This window comes from Pseudomonas paraeruginosa, from assembly GCF_003025345.2.
Lineage (GTDB): Bacteria > Pseudomonadota > Gammaproteobacteria > Pseudomonadales > Pseudomonadaceae > Pseudomonas > Pseudomonas paraeruginosa.
The window spans coordinates 5,322,966-5,346,506 of record NZ_CP020560.1; the positions used below are offsets into that span (position 1 = coordinate 5,322,966).

The 23,541-nt window shown below is 68.2% G+C and carries 26 protein-coding genes and 2 pseudogenes; 20 read left to right on the forward strand and 8 right to left on the reverse strand.

Translation table 11 applies throughout. The annotated features are described in order from the left end of the window. The first annotated feature begins 68 nt into the window (after positions 1 to 68). From B7D75_RS25260 to ureC, 12 genes and pseudogenes are all read left to right on the forward strand, one after another. The gene (locus B7D75_RS25260) at positions 69 to 662 is read left to right on the forward strand and encodes a MarC family protein (protein WP_003095417.1); all 594 of its coding nucleotides are present in this window, start codon (positions 69 to 71) and stop codon (positions 660 to 662) included. 426 nt (positions 663 to 1,088) lie between these two features. Continuing rightward, a complete protein-coding gene (urtA, locus tag B7D75_RS25265; protein ID WP_107114538.1) occupies positions 1,089 to 2,354 on the forward strand; it encodes an urea ABC transporter substrate-binding protein in 1,266 nt (421 codons plus the stop codon). 146 nt (positions 2,355 to 2,500) lie between these two features. Continuing rightward, positions 2,501 to 4,090: an urea ABC transporter permease subunit UrtB gene (gene urtB / locus B7D75_RS25270; RefSeq protein WP_058129777.1), complete on the forward strand. Its 1,590-nt coding sequence runs from the start codon at positions 2,501 to 2,503 to the stop codon at positions 4,088 to 4,090. Then, complete coding sequence (gene urtC / locus B7D75_RS25275; RefSeq protein ID WP_107114539.1) at positions 4,087 to 5,163, forward strand: urea ABC transporter permease subunit UrtC; 1,077 nt, start codon at positions 4,087 to 4,089, stop codon at positions 5,161 to 5,163. Before urtB ends, urtC begins: the two co-directional genes overlap by 4 nt. Continuing rightward, positions 5,163 to 6,020, forward strand: a complete 858-nt coding sequence (gene urtD, locus B7D75_RS25280) for an urea ABC transporter ATP-binding protein UrtD (RefSeq protein WP_069734907.1) — start codon at positions 5,163 to 5,165, stop codon at positions 6,018 to 6,020. The genes urtC and urtD overlap by 1 nt, the downstream gene beginning before the upstream one ends. Before the next feature lie 137 nt (positions 6,021 to 6,157). Next, the gene (gene urtE / locus B7D75_RS25285) at positions 6,158 to 6,856 is read left to right on the forward strand and encodes an urea ABC transporter ATP-binding subunit UrtE (protein WP_053814665.1); all 699 of its coding nucleotides are present in this window, start codon (positions 6,158 to 6,160) and stop codon (positions 6,854 to 6,856) included. An 83-nt stretch (positions 6,857 to 6,939) separates the two neighbouring features. After that, the gene (locus tag B7D75_RS25290; RefSeq protein ID WP_003157484.1) at positions 6,940 to 7,392 is read left to right on the forward strand and encodes a GNAT family N-acetyltransferase; all 453 of its coding nucleotides are present in this window, start codon (positions 6,940 to 6,942) and stop codon (positions 7,390 to 7,392) included. 8 nt (positions 7,393 to 7,400) lie between these two features. Further along, a complete protein-coding gene (locus tag B7D75_RS25295; protein ID WP_034081519.1) occupies positions 7,401 to 8,243 on the forward strand; it encodes an urease accessory protein UreD in 843 nt (280 codons plus the stop codon). 6 nt (positions 8,244 to 8,249) lie between these two features. Beyond that, positions 8,250 to 8,546, forward strand: a pseudogene (locus tag B7D75_RS25300) (urease subunit gamma); the annotation flags it as partial. Between the two features lie 8 nt (positions 8,547 to 8,554). Beyond that, entirely contained in the window at positions 8,555 to 9,073 is a 519-nt protein-coding gene (locus B7D75_RS25305) for an L-methionine sulfoximine N-acetyltransferase (RefSeq protein WP_107114540.1), read from the forward strand. A 16-nt stretch (positions 9,074 to 9,089) separates the two neighbouring features. Then, positions 9,090 to 9,395 carry an urease subunit beta gene (locus B7D75_RS25310; protein WP_034081518.1) on the forward strand — a complete coding sequence of 102 codons (306 nt, stop codon included), beginning with the start codon at positions 9,090 to 9,092 and terminating at the stop codon, positions 9,393 to 9,395. 68 nt (positions 9,396 to 9,463) lie between these two features. Then, entirely contained in the window at positions 9,464 to 11,164 is a 1,701-nt protein-coding gene (gene ureC, locus B7D75_RS25315; protein WP_003157480.1) for an urease subunit alpha, read from the forward strand. Between the two features lie 31 nt (positions 11,165 to 11,195). On the opposite strand, the gene B7D75_RS25320 is transcribed toward ureC, so the two are convergent. Then, positions 11,196 to 11,462: a DksA/TraR family C4-type zinc finger protein gene (locus B7D75_RS25320; protein WP_003095462.1), complete on the reverse strand. Its 267-nt coding sequence runs from the start codon at positions 11,460 to 11,462 to the stop codon at positions 11,196 to 11,198. A 130-nt stretch (positions 11,463 to 11,592) separates the two neighbouring features. Here B7D75_RS25320 and B7D75_RS25325 point away from each other — a divergent pair, with 130 nt between their 5' ends. Together B7D75_RS25325 and B7D75_RS25330 are read left to right on the forward strand one after the other, a co-directional pair. Continuing rightward, the gene (locus B7D75_RS25325; protein ID WP_033997475.1) at positions 11,593 to 12,207 is read left to right on the forward strand and encodes a hypothetical protein; all 615 of its coding nucleotides are present in this window, start codon (positions 11,593 to 11,595) and stop codon (positions 12,205 to 12,207) included. Positions 12,208 to 12,306: 99 nt separating this feature from the next. Continuing rightward, the gene (locus tag B7D75_RS25330) at positions 12,307 to 13,053 is read left to right on the forward strand and encodes a hypothetical protein (RefSeq protein WP_043098623.1); all 747 of its coding nucleotides are present in this window, start codon (positions 12,307 to 12,309) and stop codon (positions 13,051 to 13,053) included. Between the two features lie 6 nt (positions 13,054 to 13,059). On the opposite strand, the gene B7D75_RS25335 is transcribed toward B7D75_RS25330, so the two are convergent. Beyond that, on the reverse strand, positions 13,060 to 13,923 hold the full coding sequence (locus tag B7D75_RS25335) for an isocitrate lyase/PEP mutase family protein (RefSeq protein ID WP_024915259.1): 864 nt from the start codon (positions 13,921 to 13,923) through the stop codon (positions 13,060 to 13,062). Between the two features lie 206 nt (positions 13,924 to 14,129). On the opposite strand from B7D75_RS25335, the gene B7D75_RS25340 reads away from it, so the two are divergent. Next, entirely contained in the window at positions 14,130 to 15,395 is a 1,266-nt protein-coding gene (locus B7D75_RS25340; protein ID WP_107114541.1) for an Hsp70 family protein, read from the forward strand. A gap of 175 nt (positions 15,396 to 15,570) precedes the next feature. Here B7D75_RS25340 and B7D75_RS30125 read toward each other — a convergent pair whose 3' ends face one another. Then, positions 15,571 to 15,840, reverse strand: a complete 270-nt coding sequence (locus tag B7D75_RS30125; RefSeq protein WP_374119463.1) for a PsiF family protein — start codon at positions 15,838 to 15,840, stop codon at positions 15,571 to 15,573. Further along, positions 15,835 to 15,987 (reverse strand): annotated as a pseudogene (locus tag B7D75_RS30130) (PsiF family protein); the annotation flags it as partial. The pseudogene B7D75_RS30130 and the gene B7D75_RS30125, both read right to left, overlap by 6 nt. A 154-nt stretch (positions 15,988 to 16,141) precedes the next feature. Between B7D75_RS30130 and B7D75_RS25350 the strand changes: the two are divergent. Together B7D75_RS25350 and osmE are read left to right on the forward strand one after the other, a co-directional pair. Then, complete coding sequence (locus B7D75_RS25350) at positions 16,142 to 16,681, forward strand: MOSC domain-containing protein (protein WP_107114542.1); 540 nt, start codon at positions 16,142 to 16,144, stop codon at positions 16,679 to 16,681. An 88-nt stretch (positions 16,682 to 16,769) separates the two neighbouring features. Further along, positions 16,770 to 17,114: an osmotically-inducible lipoprotein OsmE gene (gene osmE, locus B7D75_RS25355; RefSeq protein ID WP_003153500.1), complete on the forward strand. Its 345-nt coding sequence runs from the start codon at positions 16,770 to 16,772 to the stop codon at positions 17,112 to 17,114. 39 nt (positions 17,115 to 17,153) lie between these two features. On the opposite strand, the gene B7D75_RS25360 is transcribed toward osmE, so the two are convergent. Continuing rightward, positions 17,154 to 17,561, reverse strand: a complete 408-nt coding sequence (locus B7D75_RS25360) for a Rho termination factor N-terminal domain-containing protein (protein WP_003153502.1) — start codon at positions 17,559 to 17,561, stop codon at positions 17,154 to 17,156. A gap of 147 nt (positions 17,562 to 17,708) precedes the next feature. Between B7D75_RS25360 and B7D75_RS25365 the strand changes: the two genes are divergently transcribed. Beyond that, the gene (locus tag B7D75_RS25365) at positions 17,709 to 18,521 is read left to right on the forward strand and encodes a MerR family transcriptional regulator (RefSeq protein WP_107114543.1); all 813 of its coding nucleotides are present in this window, start codon (positions 17,709 to 17,711) and stop codon (positions 18,519 to 18,521) included. Between the two features lies 1 nt (position 18,522). Here B7D75_RS25365 and B7D75_RS25370 read toward each other — a convergent pair whose 3' ends face one another. Beyond that, on the reverse strand, positions 18,523 to 20,592 hold the full coding sequence (locus tag B7D75_RS25370) for an AsmA family protein (protein ID WP_107114544.1): 2,070 nt from the start codon (positions 20,590 to 20,592) through the stop codon (positions 18,523 to 18,525). A 297-nt stretch (positions 20,593 to 20,889) separates the two neighbouring features. On the opposite strand from B7D75_RS25370, the gene B7D75_RS25375 reads away from it, so the two are divergent. Both B7D75_RS25375 and B7D75_RS25380 read left to right on the forward strand, forming a co-directional pair. Further along, positions 20,890 to 21,423: a ferritin-like domain-containing protein gene (locus B7D75_RS25375; RefSeq protein WP_003095503.1), complete on the forward strand. Its 534-nt coding sequence runs from the start codon at positions 20,890 to 20,892 to the stop codon at positions 21,421 to 21,423. 279 nt (positions 21,424 to 21,702) lie between these two features. Beyond that, positions 21,703 to 22,044: a hypothetical protein gene (locus B7D75_RS25380; protein ID WP_012077583.1), complete on the forward strand. Its 342-nt coding sequence runs from the start codon at positions 21,703 to 21,705 to the stop codon at positions 22,042 to 22,044. Between the two features lie 71 nt (positions 22,045 to 22,115). On the opposite strand, the gene B7D75_RS25385 is transcribed toward B7D75_RS25380, so the two are convergent. Further along, complete coding sequence (locus tag B7D75_RS25385; protein WP_107114545.1) at positions 22,116 to 22,883, reverse strand: molybdopterin-dependent oxidoreductase; 768 nt, start codon at positions 22,881 to 22,883, stop codon at positions 22,116 to 22,118. Then, complete coding sequence (locus B7D75_RS25390) at positions 22,880 to 23,494, reverse strand: cytochrome b/b6 domain-containing protein (RefSeq protein WP_003156954.1); 615 nt, start codon at positions 23,492 to 23,494, stop codon at positions 22,880 to 22,882. The genes B7D75_RS25385 and B7D75_RS25390 overlap by 4 nt, the downstream gene beginning before the upstream one ends. Positions 23,495 to 23,541: the final 47 nt, after the last annotated feature.

Below are 23,541 nucleotides of genomic sequence, written 5' to 3' on the forward strand. Positions count from 1 at the left end.
CCCGCCGGACATCGCGCCGGCCCGTCGCACGCTATGCTCATGCCCACCCCCGGACCGGAAGCGCCTCCATGCATTTGCTGTTCAGCGTCTACCTGAAGATGCTGGTGCTCTATAGCCCCTTCTTCGTGCTGTCCTGCTTCATCAGCCTCAGCCGCGGCTTCGGCCCGCGCGACCGCAAGCGCATGGCCTGGCGCGTGGCCCTGGCGGCGCTGATCGCCAGCGTCGCGCTGTACCTGTTCGGCCGCTACATCTTCATCCTCTTCGGCATCACCGCCGACGCCTTCCGCATCGGCGCCGGCAGCGTGCTGTTCATCTCCGCCCTGGGCATGGCCCAGGGCCGCGCGGCGGTGCAGAGCGACAACGTGCAGCAGGACGTGACCATCGTCCCGCTGACCATTCCCCTCACCGTCGGCCCCGGCACCATCGGCGCGCTGCTGGTGATGGGCGTCGGCCAGGGCTGGGAGGCCAAGCTGATCTCCCTGGTGGCGATCTTCCTCGCCTGCCTGACCCTCGGCACCACGCTGTACCTTTCCGACCGCATCGAGCGCCTGCTCGGCGACCAGGGGCTACAGATCGTCAGCCGTCTGATGGGTCTGTTCGTCTGCGCGCTGGCGGCACAGATCATCGTCACCGGCCTGAAGGGATCGCTGTTCCCCGGCTGAGCGCACCAGCCTGAGGCGGACGCCCTGGATGCCGTACCCGGACGCACCGCGATGGTGCCCGAGCGGAACGGCGGCGATCCCCAGGACGCGCCGCCGGCCGTAGGGAGGGACGTCAGCGCGAGGTCTTCCCATCCGGCGCCCACGAGCGCTTCTTCGTGGATATCCGGCGAAACCCCGTTGAAAACGCAGCCTGCCCCGGCATGGCCAGGTCTCCTCGGCATGTTCCACCGGCGCCTCGCGACGCCTTTTCGCCGCCCGATGCCGGCCAGCGCCAAGAAGAGGCACAGCCTTTGCTCTGGAGCCTCAGCGAAGAGATCCAGGCCGCAGTGCGCACCCCGCCGTCCCCAGGGACGGATGCCCCGACGACAAGCACGACGCCTCCTGAAAACTGCCGCCCCGACCGCTGGTGAATGGAGAACAACACCAATGAAACGTCGCAGTCTGCTCAAGGCCTTCACGCTGTCCGCGTCCATCGCTTCCATGGGCCTGTCCTGGTCGATCCAGGCCGCCGAAACCATCAAGGTCGGCATCCTCCACTCGTTGTCCGGGACCATGGCGATCTCCGAGACCTCGCTGAAGGGCATGGCCCTGATGACCATCGACGAGATCAACGCCAAGGGCGGGGTCAACGGCAAGAAGCTCGAAGCGGTGGTGGTCGACCCGGCGTCGAACTGGCCGCTGTTCGCCGAGAAGGCCCGCCAGTTGCTGACCCAGGACAAGGTCGCGGTGGTCTTCGGTTGCTGGACCTCGGTGTCACGCAAATCGGTGTTGCCGGTGTTCGAGGAACTCAACGGGCTGCTGTTCTACCCGGTGCAGTACGAGGGCGAGGAACTTTCGCCGAACGTCTTCTATACCGGCGCGGCGCCGAACCAGCAGGCGATCCCGGCGGTGGAATACCTGATGAGCGAGGACGGCGGCGGCGCCAGGCGCTTCTTCCTGCTCGGCACCGACTACGTCTACCCGCGCACCACCAACAAGATCCTGCGCGCCTTCCTGCACAGCAAGGGCGTGGCCGACAAGGACATCCAGGAGGTCTACACGCCGTTCGGCCACAGCGACTACCAGACCATCGTCGCCGACATCAAGAAGTTCGCCGCCGGCGGCAAGACCGCGGTGGTCTCCACCGTCAACGGCGACTCCAACGTGCCGTTCTACAAGGAACTGGCCAACCAGGGCCTGGAAGCCACCGAGGTGCCGGTGGTGGCCTTCTCCGTGGGCGAGGAAGAACTGCGCGGCATCGACACCAAGCCGCTGGTCGGCAACCTGGCGGCGTGGAACTACTTCGAGTCGGTGAGCAATCCGGTCAACGAGAAGTTCGTCGCCGACTGGAAAGCCTACGCCAAGGCGAAGAACCTGCCGAACTACGCCACCGCGGTGACCAACGACCCGATGGAGGCCACCTACGTCGGCATCCACATGTGGGCGCAGGCGGTACAGAAGGCTGGCAGCACCGAGGTCGACAAGGTCCGCGAGGCCATGGCCGGACAGAGCTTCAAGGCGCCGTCGGGCTACACCCTGGTGATGGACAAGAGCAACCACCACCTGCACAAGCCGGTGATGATCGGCGAGATCCAGGACGACGGTCAGTTCGAGGTGGTCTGGAAGACCCCCGAGCCGCTCCGCGCGCAACCCTGGAGCCCGTTCATTCCGGGCAACGAGAAGAAGCCGGACTACGCGGCGAAGAGCGACTGAGTTCTGCCGTGAAAAACCCTGTCCCCCTGGCCAGGCGCTCCCCTGCACGGAACGGGGACGCCCCGGTCACGCGCCGGACAGCCCCCTCTCCCTTCAGGGAAAGGGGCACCGACCGGCCACACCGCACGTCGTCCAGGAACCCCAGCATGTCCCTTGCCCACCTCACCCGCCTGCTCCAGACCTGTGCCCTGGCCCTGGCCAGCCTCCTCGCCGCGCCGGCGCAGGCCGGCCCGGCCCAGGACTTCGCCGCCGCCGACAACGGCGCCCGCGCCCGCCTCCTCGAACACTGGGCGGCGACGCCCGACGCGGGACGCCTGGCCTTTCTCGAAGCGCTGCGCCACAACCGCGTGGCGCTGGACAGCCACCAGCAGCCGTTCCTCCTCGGCGCCAACCAGCGTTTCCAGGCCGCCGAGGGCGATGCCCCGCCGGACGGCGAGCCGAAGCCGCTGCGCCTGAACAACCGCCTGCGCGGCCTGCTCAACACCGCCCTGGCCAGCCACCAGTTGGTGGCCAACGACGTGCCGCAGCGTCTGGCCGCCGCGCAGCAGTTGCAAAAGACCGCCAGGGCCGCGCAGCGGCCGCTGCTCGAAGCGCGCCTGCGGATCGAGAGCGACGCCGGCGTGAAGGAGGCCCTCGGCCTGGCCCTGGCCAACCTGCAATTGAACGATCCCGACCCGGCCTTGCGCCTTTCCGCCGTGCGCCTGCTCGGCGAGTCCGGCGACCCGCTGGCGCGGACCCGCCTGGAAAACCTGCTCGACCCGGCGGTAGAACCGGAGGAAGGCGTGCGCGTCGCCGCCGCCACCAGCCTGGCCCAGGTCAAGCGCCGGCTGCTGGTCGGCGACCTGCTCGGCCAGGCCTTCAGCGGCCTGTCGCTGGGCTCGATCCTGCTGCTCGCGGCGCTCGGCCTGGCGATCACCTACGGCCTGCTCGGGGTGATCAACATGGCTCATGGCGAAATGCTCATGCTCGGCGCCTACTCCACCTACGTCGTGCAACTGCTGCTCCAGCGCCTGGCGCCGGAATGGCTGGCGCTCTACCCGCTGCTGGCGCTGCCGGTGGCATTCTGCGTCAGCGCCGCCATCGGCATGGCCCTGGAACGCACTGTGATCCGCCATCTCTACGGCCGACCGCTGGAAACCCTGCTCGCCACCTGGGGCATCAGCCTGGTGCTGATCCAGCTGGTGCGGGTGCTGTTCGGCGCGCAGAACGTCGAGGTGGCCAACCCGGCCTGGCTGTCCGGCGGCATCCAGGTGCTGCCGAACCTGGTGCTGCCGTGGAACCGCATCGTCATCATCGGCTTCGCCCTGTTCGTGCTGCTGCTCACCTGGCTGCTGCTGAACCGCACGCGGCTCGGCCTGAACGTCCGCGCGGTGACCCAGAACCGCAACATGGCGGCCTGCTGCGGGGTGCCCACCGGGCGCGTGGACATGCTCGCCTTCGGTCTCGGCTCGGGCATCGCCGGGCTCGGCGGGGTAGCCCTGTCGCAGGTCGGCAACGTCGGCCCGGACCTCGGCCAGGGCTACATCATCGACTCCTTCCTGGTGGTGGTGCTCGGCGGTGTCGGCCAGCTCGCCGGCAGCGTCCTCGCCGCCTTCGGCCTGGGCGTGGCGAACAAGGTCCTCGAACCGCAGATCGGCGCGGTACTGGGCAAGATCCTGATCCTCGCGCTGATCATCCTGTTCATCCAGAAACGCCCGCAGGGGTTGTTCGCCCTGAAAGGGAGGGTCATCGATTGAACCAGCCACTCACCGTCAGCCTCGCCCGCAAGGCCGGCGTCCGCGTCACCGGCATCGCGCTCGGCGCGGCCTTCGCCGTGCTGCTGGCGATGCCGCTGCTGCACCTGCTGCCGCCGGACAGCGCGCTTCATGTCTCCGCCTACAGCCTGACCCTGACCGGCAAGATCCTCTGCTACGCCATCGTCGCGCTGGCCCTCGACCTGGTCTGGGGCTACGCCGGCCTGCTGTCCCTCGGCCACGGGCTGTTCTTCGCCCTCGGCGGCTACGCCATGGGCATGTACCTGATGCGCCAGGCCGCCGGCGACAGCCTTCCGGCATTCATGAGCTTCCTTTCCTGGAACGAACTGCCCTGGTACTGGGCCGGCACCCAGCACTTCCTCTGGGCGCTGTGCCTGGTGGTGCTGGTGCCCGGCGCGCTGGCCTTCGTCTTCGGCTACTTCGCCTTCCGTTCGCGGATCCGCGGCGTGTACTTCTCGATCATGACCCAGGCCCTGACCTTCGCCGGCATGCTGCTGTTCTTCCGCAACGAGACCGGTTTCGGCGGCAACAACGGCTTCACCGATTTCCGCAGCATCCTCGGCTTCCCGATCACCGCGCCGGGCACCCGCGCCGCGCTGTTCCTCGCCACCGTCGCGCTGCTCGCGGCCAGCCTGCTGCTCGGCTGGCGCCTGGCGCGGAGCAAGTTCGGCCGGGTCCTCACCGCGCTGCGCGACGCCGAGAACCGCCTGATGTTCTGCGGCTACGACCCGCGCGGCTACAAGCTCTTCGTCTGGACCCTGAGCGCGGTGCTCTGCGGCCTCGCCGGCGCGCTGTTCGTGCCGCAGGTTGGGATCGTCAACCCCAGCGAGATGTCGCCGACCAACTCCATCGAGGCCGCCGTCTGGGTCGCCCTCGGCGGGCGCGGCACCCTGCTCGGGCCGCTGCTCGGCGCCGGCGTGGTGAACGGCGCGAAGAGCTGGTTCACCGTGGCCTTCCCGGAATACTGGCTGTTCTTCCTCGGCGCGCTGTTCATCCTCGTCACCCTGTACCTGCCGCGCGGCCTGCTCGGCCTGCTGCGCAAGGAGAAGGAGTAATGAGAGCCACACCGCACCCGATGCTCGAACCGGCCTTCCACCCCGGTCTGGATACCGCCGGCAGCGGCCGCGACGCCATCGGCCTGGGCGCCGCCACCAGCGGCCGGCTGGACGCGCGCCACGGCACCATCCTCAGCCTGGAAGACATCAACGTCAGCTTCGACGGCTTCAAGGCCCTGCGCGACCTGACCCTGTACATCGGCGTCGGCGAGTTGCGCTGCATCATCGGCCCCAACGGCGCCGGCAAGACCACCCTGATGGACGTGATCACCGGCAAGACCCGCCCGCAGAGCGGTACCGCGTATTTCGGCGACACCCTCGACCTGACCCGCATGAGCGAGGTGCAGATCGCCCAGGCCGGGATCGGCCGCAAGTTCCAGAAGCCCACGGTGTTCGAGGCCCTGAGCGTGTTCGAGAACCTCGAACTGGCGCAGAAGGCCGACAAGTCGGTGTGGGCCAGCCTGCGCGCGCGGCTCGACGGCGCGCAGAAGGAACGCATCGAGGAGGTGCTCGCCACCATCCGCCTGCTGGAGTCGCGGCGGCGCCCGGCGGGGTTGCTGTCCCATGGCCAGAAGCAGTTCCTCGAGATCGGCATGCTGCTGGTGCAGGAACCGCAGTTGCTGCTGCTCGACGAACCGGTCGCGGGCATGACCGACGCCGAGACCGAATTCACCGCCGAGCTGTTCAAGTCCCTGGCGCGCAAGCACTCGCTGATGGTGGTGGAGCACGACATGGGTTTCGTCGGCAGCATCGCCGACCATGTCACCGTGCTGCACCAGGGCCATGTGCTGGCCGAAGGCTCGCTGGCGGAGGTACAGGCCGACGAACAGGTGATCGAGGTCTACCTCGGTCGCTGACGCCAGCCATCCGCTCGGCGGGTAGCGCCTGCCAAGTGGCGCCCGTCGCGTAGGAAGAATGACCGCTCGCGGTTATCCGCCATGGCGGGTTCGGAATAACGACGGCGCCAGCCCTCACAGGACAATGGAAGAAAGCCATGCTGCAAGTCGACAAGCTCCACCAGTACTACGGCGGTAGCCATATCCTCCGCGGCCTGAGCTTCGAGGCGAAGGTCGGCGAGGTGACCTGCCTGCTCGGCCGCAACGGGGTGGGCAAGACCACCCTGTTGCGCTGCCTGATGGGCCTGGTCCCGGCCCGCGAGGGCCAGGTCGCCTGGGAAGGTCGTTCGCTCAGCGGTCTCAGGCCGCACCAGCGGGTCCGCGCCGGGATCGCCTACGTGCCGCAGGGACGGGAAATCTTCTCCCGGCTGACGGTGGAAGAGAACCTGCTGATGGGGCTGTCCCGCTTCAGCGCCAGGGACGCCCGGGCCGTGCCGGACTTCATCTACGAGCTGTTCCCGGTCCTGCGCGAAATGAAGCGACGGCGCGGTGGTGACCTCTCCGGCGGCCAGCAGCAGCAACTGGCGATCGGCCGCGCCCTGGCCAGCCAGCCGCGCCTGCTGATCCTCGACGAACCCACCGAAGGCATCCAGCCTTCGGTGATCAAGGAGATCGGCACGGTGGTCCGCAGCCTGGCGGCGCGCGGCGACATGGCGATCCTGCTGGTCGAGCAGTTCTACGACTTCGCCGCCGAACTGGCCGACCAATACCTGGTGATGGCGCGCGGCGAGATCGTCCAGCAGGGCCGCGGCCGCGACATGGAGAACGAGGGCGTGCGCGGGCTGGTGGCGATTTGAACGGGCTGGGACACACTGCCGCTGGCGCAACCGGGGCCTGCGCTGGCAATCTCTATGCCCTCGTCTTTCCGCAGGAGGTCGAAATGACCGTCACTCTGCGCCCGGCCGTCCAGGCCGACGCGGGCTTCGCCGCGCTCTGCGTCGCCGCCGCCTATGCCCCATGGATCGCGGTGATCGGCCGCAAGCCCTGGCCGATGACCCAGGACTACCACCAGGTGATCGCCAGCGACCGGGTCTTCATCGCCGAGCACGGCGGCCAGCCGGTCGGCCTGCTGGTGACCCGGGAAACCGCCGATGGCTTCCTCGTCGACAACCTCGCCGTGCTTCCCGAGTGCAAGGGCCGGGGCATCGGCCGGCAGTTGCTGGAGCACGCCGAGCGCGACGCGGCGAGCCTCGGCTACCGCTCGCTGTACCTCTACACCAACGAGCGGATGACGGAAAACATCGCGCTCTACGCCAGGGCCGGCTACCTCGAATACGAACGCCGCCAGGAACAGGGATTCCGCCGCGTGTTCATGCGCAAGGCCCTGGCCTGACCCGACCGATGACCGCCGCCCTCCCCGAGCTGAACTTCCATCCCGCCTGGCACGCCCAGCTGGAACTGGCCTATGCCCGCGCCGGCGACGCCACCCGTCCGGTGACGCGGCGCCACGCCGGGCCGTTGCGGGTGCAGAAGCACCTGTACGGCGAAGGCCCGGAAGTCTGCCAGCACATCCTCGTGCATCCGCCCGGCGGCATCGCCGGCGGCGACAGCCTGGCCTTCGACGTGCGCCTCGGCGAACGCGCCTGGGCCCAGCTCACCAGCCCCGGCGCGGCCAAGTGGTACCGCGCCGCCTGCCCGTCGCGGCAGACCCTGGAGATCCACCTGGAGCCCGGCGCCACCCTGGAATGGCTGCCGCAGGAAACCATCGTCTTCGCTGGCGCCCAGGCCGAACTGGAAACCCGCATCCAGCTACGCGGCGACGCCCGCCTGTTCTACTGGGACATGGTCGCGCTCGGCCGCCCGGCCAGCGGCGAGCGCTTCGCCAGCGGCCATTTCGTCGCGGCCCTGGACATCCGCCGCGACGAGAACCTGCTCTGGCACGAGCGCCAGCGCATCGACGGCGGCGACCGCCTGCTCGACTCGCCGATCGGCCTCGGCGGGCACCCGGTGCTGGCCACCCTCATCGCCAGCGGCGAGATCGACACCGACCTGCTGCAACGCTGCCGCGCGCTCCCCTGCGCTGGCCGCGGCAACCTCAGCCAGTTGCCTGGCGGCCTGCTGGTGGCGCGCTGCCTGGCCGACGAGGCGCTGCACGCGCGAGCCTGGCTGATCGAACTCTGGCGCCTGCTGCGGCCGGCGCTGCTCGGCCGCGAGGCCGTTCCCCCACGCATCTGGAGCACCTGAGATGGACTTGTCCCCCGCGAGAAAGACAAGCTGCTGATCTTCACCGCCGGCCTGCTCGCCGAGCGCCGGCTGGCGCGCGGCCTCAAGCTGAACTACCCGGAGGCGGTGGCGCTGATCTCCGCCGCCCTGCTGGAAGGCGCGCGCGACGGCCGCAGCGTCGCCGAGCTGATGCACTACGGCACCACCCTGCTGAACCGCGAACAGGTGATGGAGGGCGTGCCGGAGATGATCCCGGACATCCAGGTGGAGGCCACCTTCCCCGACGGCACCAAGCTGGTGACCGTCCACCAGCCCATCGCCTGAGGCCGGCCATGAGCGCTTCGATCCGCGACGCCGGCGTCGCCGACCTGCCCGGCATCCTCGCCATCTACAACGACGCCGTGGGCAATACCACGGCGATCTGGAACGAAACCCCGGTGGACCTGGCCAACCGCCAGGCCTGGTTCGACGCCCGCGCCCGCCAGGGCTACCCGATCCTGGTGGCGAGCGACGCCGCCGGCGAAGTGCTCGGCTACGCCTCCTACGGCGACTGGCGGCCCTTCGAGGGCTTCCGCGGTACCGTCGAGCACTCCGTCTACGTGCGCGACGACCAGCGCGGCAAAGGCCTCGGCGTGCAACTGCTGCAGGCGCTGATCGAACGTGCGCGGGCCCAGGGCCTGCACGTCATGGTGGCCGCCATCGAAAGCGGCAATGCCGCCTCGATCGGCCTGCACCGGCGCCTCGGCTTCGAGATCAGCGGGCAGATGCCGCAGGTGGGCCAGAAGTTCGGCCGCTGGCTCGACCTGACCTTCATGCAAATGAACCTCGATCCGACGCGCAGCGCGCCCTGAGCCCCAAGGAGCCCCCATGACCCCCGGTGAATACGACATCCAGCCCGGCGATATCGAACTCAACGCCGGCCGCCGCACCCTCGCCCTGAGCGTGGCGAACACCGGCGACCGGCCGATCCAGGTCGGCTCGCACTACCACTTCTTCGAGGTCAACGACGCCCTCGCCTTCGACCGTCCGGCCACCCGTGGCATGCGCCTGAACATCGCCGCCGGCACCGCGGTGCGCTTCGAACCGGGGCAGAGCCGCGAGGTGGAGTTGGTGGAGCTGGCCGGCGAGCGGCGCGTCTACGGCTTCGCCGGGCGGGTGATGGGCGACCTCTAGGCCCCGTTCCCGACTGGCCAGGTCCGAGGAAAGACAGCGAACACCGACGATCGCCAAAGGAGCGTTCGATGAAAATCAGCAGACAAGCCTACGCCGACATGTTCGGCCCCACCGTCGGCGACCGCGTGCGCCTGGCCGACACCGACCTGTGGCTCGAGGTGGAGCGGGACTTCACCGTCTATGGCGAGGAAGTGAAGTTCGGCGGCGGCAAGGTCATCCGCGACGGCATGGGCCAGAGCCAGCTGGGCGCGGCGCAGGTGGTCGACACGGTGATCAGCAATGCGCTGATCCTCGACCACTGGGGCGTGGTCAAGGCCGACGTCGGTCTCAAGGACGGGCGCATCCAGGCCATCGGCAAGGCCGGCAACCCGGACATCCAGCCCGGGGTGAACATCGCCATCGGCGCCGGCACCGAGGTGATCGCCGGCGAGGGCATGATCCTCACCGCCGGCGGCATCGACACGCACATCCACTTCATCTGCCCGCAGCAGATCGAAGAGGCGCTGATGAGCGGGGTCACCACCATGATCGGCGGCGGCACCGGCCCCGCCGCCGGGACCAACGCCACCACCTGCACCTCCGGCCCCTGGCACATGGCGCGGATGCTCCAGGCCGCCGACGCCTTCCCGATGAACATCGGCTTCACCGGCAAGGGCAACGCCAGCCTGCCGCTGCCGCTGGAGGAGCAGGTGCTCGCCGGCGCCATCGGCCTTAAGCTGCACGAGGACTGGGGCAGCACCCCGGCGGCGATCGACAACTGCCTGGAGGTCGCCGAGCGCCACGACATCCAGGTGGCGATCCACACCGACACCCTCAACGAATCCGGCTTCGTCGAGACCACCCTCGGCGCCTTCAAGGGCCGCACCATCCACACCTACCACACCGAGGGCGCCGGCGGCGGCCACGCGCCGGACATCATCAAGGCCTGCGGCTTCGCCAACGTGCTGCCCAGCTCGACCAACCCGACCCGGCCGTTCACCCGCAACACCATCGACGAGCACCTGGACATGCTGATGGTCTGCCACCACCTCGACCCGGCCATCGCCGAGGACGTGGCCTTCGCCGAGTCGCGCATCCGCCGCGAGACCATCGCCGCCGAGGACATCCTCCACGACCTCGGCGCGTTCAGCATGATCAGCTCCGACAGCCAGGCCATGGGCCGGGTCGGCGAAGTGATCACGCGCACCTGGCAGACCGCCGACAAGATGAAGCGCCAGCGCGGCCGCCTCGACGGCGACGGTGCGCGCAACGACAACTTCCGCGCCAGGCGCTACATCGCCAAGTACACCATCAACCCAGCGATCACCCACGGCATCAGCCATGAAGTGGGCTCCGTCGAAGCCGGCAAATGGGCCGATCTGGTGCTCTGGCGCCCGGCCTTCTTCGGCGTCAAGCCGAGCCTGATCCTCAAGGGCGGGGCCATCGCCGCCAGCCTGATGGGCGACATCAACGGCTCGATCCCCACGCCGCAGCCGGTGCACTACCGACCGATGTTCGCCAGCTACGCCGGCAGCCGCCACGCCACCAGCCTGACCTTCGTCAGCCAGGCCGCCTTCGCCGCCGGCGTACCGCAGCAACTCGGCCTGCGCAAGGCCATCGGCGTGGTCAGGGGCTGTCGCGGCGTGCAGAAGACCGACCTGATCCACAACGGCTACCTGCCGACCATCGAGGTCGACGCACAGAACTACCAGGTACGCGCCGACGGCCAGTTGCTCTGGTGCGAACCGGCCGACGTGCTGCCGATGGCGCAGCGTTATTTCCTGTTCTGAAGGGTAGAGAGGGAGGCGAGAGACACAGCCTTCAGCGCAACTGGCTGTCCTTGCTGCCGCGGCGGTTGTAGCCGCTGAACTTCGCCTGTTCCCTGTCGTGCTCGGCCTGGCAGTTGACGCACAGGCGCACGCCGGGGATCGCCCGGCGCCGCGCCTCGGGGATCGCCGCGTCGCACTCTTCGCAATGGGTCAGGCTCTCGCCGCGGGGCAACTGGCTGCGCGCGCGGGCGATGGCGTCCTCGATCGTGCTGTCGATCTGTTCCTGCACCGCACCGTCGTTCGCCCACCCGCTGGCCATGACTGACTCCTCTGGCTGAAACCCTGGAACTTCCAGATATGGGCGTTCGCCCGCGGCTTTGCAAGGGCGGCGCGACCATCGGCCTGGCGTGGCGTGGCACAATCGCCGGCCAAGCCTGAAGGTACGCCGCATGATGGGACCGTTCCGCCGCCTCGCCCGCCTGATCGACCAGGGCCGCCAGCTCGACGCCGCGCTCGCCAGCGATCCGTTCGCCCTGCCGGCGCCGGAGACGCGCCATAGCGTCCAGCAACTGCACGGCCTGTATCCGCGCCGTCATCCCGGTCTCTACGCACCGGTACTCGGCAGCCTGGCGCTGCTGCTCGGCGCCGCGCCGCTGGGCCTGGCCGCGCTGCGCCTGGTATTGCCGGAGACTCCTTTGCGGCCGCTGGGCTGGCTTTCCGCCCTGCCGCTGCTGGCGGCCTGGCTGTGGCTGGTCGCCCTGCTCTCCCGCGGCGCCAGCCTCGGCCCGCGCCTGGCGCGCGATGCCAGCCTGCTGCTGGTCGGCGCCGGGCTCCTGCTGCGCCTGGCCAGCGGCGAGACGGCGGGCCTGGTGGCGCTCGGCGGCGGCGCCTGCGCCTGGCTGCTGTTCAACAGCCGGGCGATGCAGCGCTACATGGAACTGGCCTACGCCCAACGCCTGTACCGCGCCCAGGCGGCCAACCGCCCCGGCTCGGCGCAGCGGCGCCTGGCCAACCAGGCCGCCTACCGCGAACGCAAGCGGCGCGAGCGCTCCGGACGAGCCTGAGGCAGACTGTCGCCTGCGACCTTCTGCGCATTGGCTGGCCGGCGTGCCGGCGCGTAGGGTAGCGCCTTCTCCATCCTCGGCCTCAAGGACGACCCGGACATGAAGATCGACTCAGCCTCCAGCTCTCCGAGCCTGGCCCAGCGGCAGATGATGACCCGCACTCCCGACCAGGCTTTCCAGCGCGACTTCCAGGCCGCCTACGCGCGCCTCGCGGTTGCCGCCGACGGCAGCGCGGAGCAGGCCGGGGCGCTGGCCGACACCCTCGGCGCCACCCAGCAGGAATACAGCCGGCTGCGCGGCGTCAGCCTGGAAGACCAGTTGCGCTTCGCCCATGTGCTCAACCGCGCCTGTGAAAACGGCGCGCAACTGGACGCCCGTGGCTTCCTCGCCCGCCTGGGCGCCGACGACCTGCAGGCGCTGCAGCGCAACCTGGGCCTGGCCGAGCCGATCCGGGTCGAGGCGCTGAGCGAGGAAGGCGCGCGCAACCTGCTGTTGCCCGAAGGCTACAGCGTCGACCTGGACGGCGACGGCATCACCGAGGTGGGCGCCGCGAAGATCCGCCACTTCCCGCCGCGCGATGCACCGCAGGCCTTCCTCGACCAGTGGCTGGCGCTCACCGCCGGCATGGACGGCGCCGCCTATTCGAACGCCCGCGACGGGTTGCAATGGGCCTTCGACATCCGCGCCATGGCCGGCCAGCCCCTGGCCACCGACCAGTTGGCCAGCTACCGCACGGCGGTGGACGACTACCTGGGCATGCTCGCCGAGCACCGCCACGCCCTGGCTCCCGGCCAGTACGAGCGCGACCTGCCGCTGTACCAGGCGCTGCGCCAGCGCCTGGCCTGAGGTCGCCTACTCCTTGACTTCCATGTAGTCGCGGGCCCAGGCCTGGTACTCCTCGGGGAAGGTGTACTTCTTCGACAGCTCCGAGGCGGTCAGGTCCGAGGCGACCGCGCCGCGCTCCTCGCGCAGGCAGTCGTAGGTCGCCTTGATCGCGGCGAAATAGGCGGCGTGGCCGTTGACCACGATGCGCACGCCGAGCCGCGCCAGGCGGGCGTCGTCACGCAGTTGCGGATTGCCGTAGGTGACCAGCATCAGCGGGATGTGCAGGTGCTCGGCGATCGCCTCGAGGTGGGCGAAGTCGCGCACGCCGACCAGGCAGATGCCGTCGGCGCCGGCTTCCTGGTAGGCCAGGGTGCGCTGGATCACCGCGTCGACGTCGATCAGTTCGGCATTGGTCCGGGCGATGATGGTCAACGCCGGGTCGACCCTCGCCTCCAGGGCCGCACGGATCTTGCCGACGCCTTCCTCGACGCAGATCAGGTCGGTGGACTTGCGCCCGAACTGCGCCGGCAGCAGGGTGTCCTCGATGGTCAGCGCGGCGATCCCGGCGCGCTCCAGCTCGACCACCGTGCGCATCACGTTCAGCGCGTTGCCGTAGCCGTGGTCGGCGTCGGCGATCACCGGCAGGCGCGCCACCCGGCCGATGCGGGTGGCCTGCTCGACGAATTCGCTGAGGGTGATCAGGGCGAAGTCCGGCGCCGCCAGGACCTGCAGGGAAGCCACCGAACCGCCGAGGATGCCGCACTCGAAGCCGAGGTCGGCGGCGATGCGCGCCGACATGGGATCGAACACGGAAGCGGTGTGGTAGCAACGGGAGGAGTCCAACAGCGCGCGAAACATCGCACGCAACTCATGGTGTGAGGCTCTATGCATGGCGAAATCCAGGACAACACGGCAAGACGGAGTGGGAAAGCAGCGCCAACATAGCACCATGCGCAGGCCCCTTGGCAAATCCGTATACAAAGGTCGGGGCCGCCCGCACGGGCGTGCTAGGAGGTTTTCGCCGATCGCCGGCGGTGAAATCCGCGACGCTCTCGCATACACTGCGCGGCCGTTTTTTTCCCGGACCGTTTCGCGCCATGAACCCGAGCACCGCCGCCCGCGCCCTGGGCATCGATTTTGGCACCTCCAACTCCACCGTCGGCTGGTGGCGGCCGGGTATCGAACCGCTGATCGAGCTGGAGGACGGCAAGATCACCCTGCCCTCGGTGGTGTTCTTCAACGTCGAGGAACGCCGCCCGGTCTACGGCCGCCAGGCGCTCGGCGAGTACCTGGAGGGCTACGAGGGGCGGCTGATGCGCTCGCTGAAGAGCCTGCTGGGCTCCAAGCTGCTGAAAAGCGAGACCACCGTGCTCGGCAGCGCCCTGCCGTTCAAGGACCTACTCGGCCTGTTCATCGGCCAGCTCAAGGCGCGCGGCGAAGCCGCCGCCGGGCAGGCCTTCGACGCGGTGGTGCTGGGGCGCCCGGTGTTCTTCGTCGACGACGACGCGGACGCCGACCGCGAGGCCCAGGACACCCTGGTGCAAGTGGCCAACAAGCTCGGCTTCAAGGAGGTTTCCTTCCAGTACGAGCCGATCGCCGCGGCCTTCGACTACGAGCGCGGCATCCAGCGCGAGGAACTGGTGCTGATCGTCGACATCGGCGGCGGCACCTCGGACTTCTCCCTGGTGCGCCTGGCGCCGGAGCGCCGCGACGTGGCCGAGCGCCAGGACGACATCCTGGCCACCGGCGGCGTGCACATCGGCGGTACCGACTTCGACAAGCAGCTCAGCCTGGAAGGCGTGATGCCGCTGTTCGGCTACGGCAGCCGGATGAAGAGCGACGCCTTCATGCCCACCAGCTACCACCTGAACCTGGCCACCTGGCACACCATCAACGCGGTGTACGCGCAGAAGTCGCAATTGGCGCTGAAGAACATGCGCTACGACATCGTCGACAGCACCGGCATCGATCGCCTCTTCAAGCTCATCGAGGAACGCGCCGGGCACTGGCTGGCGATGCAGGTGGAAGACAGCAAGATCCGCCTGACCGAAACCGAGCGCCTGCACCTCTCGCTGGAGCGCATCGAGGCCGGGCTGGGCGTGGAGCTGACCCGCGAGCTGTTCGAGAGCGCCATCGGCGGCCTGCTGGAGCGCGTGCGCAACAGCGTCACGCAGTTGCTGGCCTCGGCCGGGATCGGCGCCGAGCGGGTCGACACGGTGTTCTTCACCGGCGGTTCGAGCGGCATTCCGGCCTTGCGCCAGAGCATCTCGGCGATGCTGCCCAACGCCCGCCACGTCGAAGGCAACCTGTTCGGCAGCATCGGCAGCGGCCTGGCCATCGAGGCGAAGAAGCGCTACGGCTGAGCCGTCCTGGCCGCGCCCCTGCCTTAGGGTGGATAAGGGTCACACCGGGCCCGCCATGGCGGATAACCGCGAGCGGTTATTCGCCCTACGCCAAGATCACGCCACACCCGTCCGTAGGGCGGATAACGCCACTGGCGTTATCCGCCGCCACACCGAGCCCGACGAGGGCGGGGGCTCACTTCTTCAGGCAGGTGCTCATGAACGCCTTGCGTTCGTCACCCTTGAGCGCCTTGGCGGTGGCGTCGGCGTTGCAGGTCTTCATCTTCTCCTGCTGGGTCGCCGCCTTGGCGCCGCCGCCAGCCTTCAGGCAACTGCTCATGAACGCCTTGCGCTCGTCGCCCTTGAGCGACTTGGCGCTGGCGTCAGCGTTGCAGCTCTTCATCTTCTCCTGCTGCGCGGTGGCCTTGCCGCCGGCAGGCGCGCCGGCCTTCAGGCAGCCGCTCATGAACGCCTTGCGCTCATCGCCCTTGAGCGCCTTGCTGGTGGCTTCGGCGTTGCAGGCGGTCATCTTTTCCTGCTGCGCGGTGGCAGCGAAACCATGGGCCGAGACGGCCATGGCCAATACGAACATCGGGATACGCAGGATATTCATCGAACTCTCCTTGAAGGGCTGCACGTTCGCATGCAGGTGCGCTGAAGTCTAGCGACTGCGGCGGGCTTTGCAGGGGCTGGGAACGCGTCCTGTGCGCTTGCGACAAGCGTCATGTTTCGCAGCTAGACTGACGCCTCGCACGAGGAGGAGTTCCATGCAGCAGGTCATCGCGGTGAGTCTTTGCGCCACCCACGCGTTCAGCAAGCAGGGGCGTCCCGCCATCCGTCTGCTGAAGGGCCTCGGCGTCGAGGGCGACGCCCACAGCGGCGTCACCGTGAAGCATCGCTCGCGGGTGCGGCAGGACCCGACCCAACCCAACCTGCGCCAGGTCCACCTGATCCACGCGGAATTGCACGACGAGTTGCGCGCCGGCGGCTTCGCCATCGCCCCCGGAACGCTGGGCGAGAACATCACCACCCGCGGCATCGATCTGCTCGCCCTGCCCACCGGTACCCGCCTGCGCCTGGGGGAAAGCGCCATAGTCGAGCTGACCGGCCTGCGCAACCCCTGCGCGCAACTGGACAACTACCAGCCCGGCCTGACCGCCGCCGTGCTCGGCCGCGACGAACAGGGCAACCTGCTGCGCAAGGCCGGGGTGATGGCGACCGTCCTGGAGGGCGGCGAGGTGCGCCCCGGCGACGCCATCCACGTCGAACTGCCGCCCCCGCCGCACCGGCCGCTGGACAGGGTCTGAGGCGATGCGCGGCAATTCCCGGCGAACTCTGCGCGAGGGCCCGCGCTCCAATGTTGGCAAGCACCGCTCAACCACAAGGAGTCACAGCATGTACAAGCAGTCACTGGCGGCACTGTTCGTGATGGCAACCCTGGCCGGCTGCGCGTCGACCAAGGTCCAGAACCCGGTCAACTACATCACCTTCCGCGACGAACCGCTGGTCAAGAACGTCGAGAAGGGCATGAGCCAGCAGGAAGTCCTGCGCATCGGCGGCACGCCGTCGGGCACCCAGAAGCGCCTGATGAAGCCGGGCAGCTGCAACAGCTATATCCTCAACCGGGACGGCCAGCAGCAACCCTTCTACGTGAGCTTCGACGGCAGCGGCAAGGTCGACGGCTCTGGCTTCATGACCTGCTCCGAGCTGGACCGCCACGAACGCGACGCGCGCCCCTGACACGACGCCCCGCTTCCCCGGGAAGCGGGGCGCCTGCCTTCAGGCCCTGGACAGGGCCTCGATCAGTTCGGCCTTGCGCATCCGCGAGCGACCACGGATGTCGCGCTTGCGCGCCAGCTGCATCAGCTCGTCGCGGGTCATCTCGCTCACCGCGGTGCTGCCCTGGCGTTTGCCACGGCTCGCCGAACCGCGATTGGCCGGGTGTCCGGAGCGAGTCTGCGCCGCGCGGTGAGCCGAGTCCTTGCGTTCGGCGCGTTTGGCCGTCTCGCTCTTGGCGCGGCCGGAGCCACCCTTGCGCTCGCCACCGCCGGACTGCTTGTTGACCGTCGCCCAGGCGCGCGCCTCGGCCTCCGACTCGCTGACGCCCTTGGCTTTGTAGCTGTCCTCGATATGCTCGGCCTTGCGCTGCTGCTTGTCGCTGTACTTGCTCTTGTCGCCACGGGGCATGGGAAGTCTCCCTTTGCGATGGGTTCATCGCTTGGGACCGGGACGCGACGGCCGACGTTCAGTCAAAATGACCCGGCGGCGCAAACCCCTTGACCTTGCCCCAGGGACAATCCTTAGTCTGCCGCTATCCCGCTGCAGGAACCGGCAATGCTCACCATCGGCCAACTGGCGCGAATCTTCGAAGTCTCTACCAGGACCCTGCGCCACCACGATGCGCTCGGCCTGTTCGTCCCCGCGCGAATCGGTGCCGACAACGGCTATCGCTACTACCGGCCGGAACAGATCGGGCAACTCTCGCGCCCCCTCGCCCTGCGCCGGCTCGACGTACCGCTGGAAGCCATCGACCGGTCGAAACGCGGCGGCGCGCTGGACGATCCCGAGCGGCTGCGGCACTCCCTGCTGCGGCAGCAGGACAACCTGCGCGAGGAACTCAGCGCCCGCCAGCGTCTGCTGGCGGAACTCGACCGCACCCTGGCGACATTCGCCCATTGGAGGATCCGCAGCATGCACTCACGAATCGTCGAACGTCCCGCCTTCAGCGTGGTGGGCATGGAATACATCGGCAACGCCCAGGACGACAGCATCGGCCAGCTCTGGGAGCGGTTCATCCCGCGCGAGCACGAGATCGCCGGCAAGCACGATCCCGACGTCTCCTACGGCATCTGCGCGCAGCGGCCCAATGGCGAGTTCCACTATGTCGCCGGCTTCGAGGTGCAGGAAGGCTGGCCGGTGCCCGACGGCATGGTGCGCTTCGTGGTGCCGGCGCAGAAGTACGCGGTGTTCACCCACAAGGGCACGGCGCCGCAGATCGCCGAGAGCTTCCAGGCGATCTACAGCCACCTGCTCGCCGAGCGTGGCCTGGAACCCAAGGCGGGGGTCGACTTCGAACACTACGACCAGCGTTTCCGCGGACCGCTGGATCCGAATTCGCAAGTCGACCTGTATATCCCTATCTACTGACTCAACGCTTGCCGGCCGGCGCCTTGGCCGGCTGGCGCATGCGCTGCAGCAACGCAGTGCACTGGTTGTCGTCGCTCTTGCTCGGCGCCACCAGCGCCAGCAGGCTGGCCGCCGGCCCCACCGCCACGCCGAGCGCGATCATCCCCGCGCCGCGCGCCACCAGCGGCCCGGCGTGGACCCCGGCGTCGGGCCTGGCGAAGGTGCCGCGCACGTAAAGCGGCGAGCGCAGCGAGAAGATCCGCAGGCCCTTGCTGTGCGGAGTGACATCGAGGTCGAGCTGCTCGTTGGCGAAATTCACCGTGCCATCGACGTTGACCAGCGCGTTCTCGGTATCGAAGACGAACAGCCGGCTGCTCATCAGTCCCTTCTGCAGGCCGAAGTCGGCGGCAGCGCAGTTGATCTTCACCTCGTCGTCGCCGAACAGCCTGGTCACCAGGTAGTTGCCGACGTTGAGGCCGGCGATTTCGGTGAGGCCCTTGCTGATCGCGCCGTCGTTGATCAGTATCTTCAATTCGCCATCGGCGCCGCCGAGGATCTTCGCCACCGAGTTGCCGCTGCCGCTGAGACTGGCGTCGCCGTTCAGCTCGCCGAAGCTGGTCTGCATCGGCGCGAAGCCGGGGAACAGCTGTTTCAGCTTGAAGCCGCGCGCGCTCATCCTCACCCGGCTCTGCATCGGCTGCTTGCCGCCATCCAGGCGGATGTCCGACTCCAGTCTGCCGCCGGCCACGCCAAAGCGCAGCGGCTCCAGGCGCAGCAGGCCGTCGTTGAGCACCAGGTGGGTGTAGAGGTCGCTGATCGGCAGCTTGTCGCTGTGGACGATGCGCTTGCCGGTGAATTCCACGTCGGCGTCCATGTCGCGCCAGCGCTCGGTGCGGAACTCTTCCACCGGCAGCACCCTGTCGCCCGGCTGGCGGGCGGTCTGCCCGCGCTTCTGCTTCTCGGCATTGCTGTCGGCGCCGATCAGCGGGCCGAGGTCGACGAAGCGCAGCTGTTCCGAGGTCAGCTTGCCGGACAACTTCGGCCTCGGCTGGCGGGCGACGAAGGTCAGGCTGCCGTGCAGGTCGCTGGCGCCGACCTTGCCGTTGAAGTTCTCGTAGCGGAACAGCGCGCCGCCCTCCTCCTTCAACCGCGCCAGCAGATGGCCGTCGGTGGAGTAGGCCGGGGTGTCCGGCAGGGTGATGCCGGTCAGCGGATACAGGTTGGCCATGCTGGTGCCGGACAGTTTCAGGCGCAGGTCGAGGGCGCCGAGGTTGAGCGGATCGGTCAGGGTACCGACCACTGCGGCACGGGTGCTGCCGGCACTGACCTCGGCCTGTAGCGGGAAGGGCTTGCTCGCGTCCTGCAACGCCAGCATCCCGCCGACCTTGCCCGCGCCGGACAGCGCCTGGCCCTTGTAGGTGCCCTTGACCTTCCAGCCGAACACGTAGTCCTGGGCGTTCGCCGCATCGCCACGGGCCAGCGCCTTGCCGGCCAACTGGCCGAACGGCACCGGCTTGCCGAGCGGGTCGACCAGCACTTCCAGGCGGGTCTTCAATCGCTGGTCGTCGAGGCTGACGCTACCCTTGTCGAAGCCGATCTCACGGATGTCCAGTTGCCAGGCGGACGGCTCGTCGCTGTCGCTGGCGGGCAGGTCGAAATCCCAGTTGGCGCGGCCGTCGGCCAGACGCAGGAGGTCGGCGCGTGGCTGGGTCAGCTTGATCTGCGGAATGCGGATGGTCTGCCAGAGCAATGGCAGCGGCGCCAGGCGGAATTCGATGCGCTCCAGGCTGGCGAACTCGTTCGCTCTGGTCTTGCCCGCCGTCCAGTCCGGGTTGCCGAGGGTGATGTCCTCGGCGCTGAAGCGCGGCCAGGGAACCCAGGCGCGCCAGCCTTCCTCGCCCTCCTCGCGACGCCAGGCCACGGCCAGATTGCCGTTGATGGCGAACGGGCGGTTCAGCGCCGCCGAGACCTTTTCGTTGAGGGTGGGCTTGATCAGGTTCCAGTCGAAGGTAGCGATGAACACCACCAGCGCCGCCAGCAGCAGGAGCAGGCTGGCGAGGGTCCAGGTCAGGATCTTTCGGCCGCGCGTCATGCACAACTCCTTTTCGCCGCGTCGGTTGTCGGGCAGGCGCGGCAGCGCGCCTCGCTCAGCCTGTCAGTGTGCAGGCCGGCCCATGGTCTCGCCAGCGCGAATGCGCCGGCCCGTTCCGTTAGGACCGGCGAAACGCCGGCATTGCTCCCCGACGCGCGCATTTCAGGCAAAAGGCCAGTTCGGCGCAGGGACGATAAAACTTTTTCGACCGCGCGGGACTCACACCCTAGGTAAGCAGAAAAAGCCGACCGCAGAGCCGGCCCTCTTTTCACCGGATCAGCCTCAAGGAGAAAACCGATGACCACCGTTCAACTGACGGACGTCCAGACCCTTCGCGACCGTGCCCGCAAGAACATCCAGGAAGGCGCGGTGACCGAAGGCTATTCGGCCGATCGCCAGACCGTCCTGCGCCTGCTCAACGAAGCGCTCGCCACCGAGCTGGTCTGCTTCCTGCGCTACAAGCGCCATTACTTCATGGCCACCGGCCTGAAGGCCAGCATCGCCGCCGCCGAGTTTCTCGAGCACGCCAACCAGGAAATGCAGCACGCCGACCAGTTGGCCGAGCGCATCATGCAGCTGGGCGGCGAGCCGGACTTCAATCCGCGCGGCCTGGAGGAGCGTTCCCACGCCGAATACGTGGAAGGCAAGACCCTGAAGGACATGGTCACCGAGAACCTGATCGCCGAGCGCATCGCCATCGACAGCTATCGCGAGATCATCACCTACCTCGGCAACGACGATCCCACTACCCGGCGCATCTTCGAAGAAATCCTGGCCCAGGAAGAAGAGCATGCGGACGACATGGCCGACATCCTCGACGACCTTGCCTGACAGCCCGTTCCAGGGCCCACCCGAGAGCCGACGCGCACCGCGTCGGCTTTCTTTTGCGGCAAATAGATTCAATTAATAGATTAAATAGAGAAAAGCTTCAGCTGCATCGAGGCTCGTCTGAAAAATCGCAATATAGCCATGAAAACCCTTATATAGAGCGGTCATAACAACAATCATCGGGATCGATAGGCATTATCATCGAGCTTCGTTTTCCAATCGATTTATCCGAACTGACAATGACTCCAACGAAACGCACACCACCCACTTGGAGTCACCCCCATGAAAGGTTCCCTGATCCTCGGCCTCACCCTCGCCGCCCTGACCACCAATGCCGCCTTCGCCGCCGACGGCGCCAGCCGCACCGTCGACCGCCTGCACCAGGACATGACCAGCGTCGAGCTGCGCATCGCCGGCAACGGCAGCGAGCGGACCATCGACCGCCTGCACAAGGACATGAGTCAGGCCGAAGCCCGCCTGGCCGACAACGGCAGCGAACAGACCATCGATCGCCTGCACAAGGACATGAGCCAGGCCGAAGCGCGCCTGGCCGACAACGGCAGCGAACGGACCGTCGACCGCCTGCATCGCAGCATGAGCCGTTTCGATCTGCGCACCGCCTGATCGCCCGCGACGCCGCAAGGCGCGAGAAAAGCCCGGCTCGATGCCGGGCTTTCTTATGGCCCGCTCCCCACTCACACCCCGCTGAACCAGTTGTAGCCCTGGTCCTCCCAGTAGCCGCCGGGATTGCTGTTGCTGACGAAGATTTCCACCACGTGCTTGGCGTTCTTGAAGCCGAGCTTGGTGGGAATCCGCAGGCGCAGCGGGTAGCCGTTCTCCTCCGGCAGCGCCTGCCCGGACATCTCCAGCGCCAGCAGGGTCTGCGGATGCAGCGCGCTGGGCATGTCGAGGCTGGAGTAGTAGCGGTCGGCGCACTTGAAGCCGACGTACTTCGCCGAGGTGTCGGCGCCGACCAGCTCCAGGAAGGTGCGCAGCGGCACTCCGCTCCACTGGCCGATCGCGCTCCAGCCCTCGATGCAGATCAGTTGCGTGACCTGGCTGGCCTGCGGCAGCCGGCGCAGTCGTTCCAGGCTCCAGGGGCGCTTGTCGCGGACCCGCCCGGAAACCTGCAGGCGGTATTCCGGCAGGTCGATCTCCGGCACGTTGTAGGCCGGGTAGAACGCGTTGAAGGGGAACGGCGAGACCACCTGCGACGGATCGAAGATCGGCGCCAGCCGCGTACGGCTGAACAGCCAGGCCTGGACCCGGTCGTTCCAGCGCGACATGGCCCAGAGTACCTTGTCGACCGAATCGCCGTCCTGCAGCCGGCACCCCGAGAGCATCGCCAGGGCGCCCAGGGACAGGCCTCCGCGCAACAGCAGGCGGCGTTGCAGGTCGACCATTTGCCGCTCGCTGGACGGGTCGATCGCGATCCTCGCGCGCTTCTTCTCCGGCCCCTTCATCCTTCGCTCCTCCGTCCGCGCCGCCACTCGCGGCCAATGATCATCGGCACCAGGGTGCGCGGCACCAGCAGCACCAGCAGCAGGTGCACGACGACGAACCCGACGACCCCGGCCATGGCCAGGAAATGCACCCAGCGCGCGCCCTGGAAGCCACCGAACAACACGGTCAGCCCATGCAGCTGCACCGGTTTCCAGATCGCCAGCCCGGACAGCACCAGCAGCGCACCGAGCGCCAGGACCAGCCAGTACAGCAGGCGCTGTACCGCGTTGTAGCGGCCCGGCTCATGGACCAGGCGCAAGCCGACGGCAAGGCGCAGGTCGCGCCAGACGCCAGCCGCGCTCAAAGGCAGGAAGTCGCGACGGAAATGCCCGCTGGACAGTCCGTAGGCGAGGTAGCACAGGCCGTTGCCGAGCAGCAGCCACATGGCGGCGAAATGCCAGGCGATGGAACCGCCGAGCCAGCCGCCGAGGGTGGCCCAGGCGGGAAAACGGAAATCCAGCAGCGGCGAAGCGTTGTAGATGCCCCAGCCGCTGCCGATCAGGCAGGCCATGGCATAGGCATTGAGCCAGTGGCAGAGCCTCACCGGCCAGGCGTGCAACGCACGGTTCATGGTCTTTCTCCCAGGAAACCCGGCCGGGACGGACGCGCCGTCCCGGC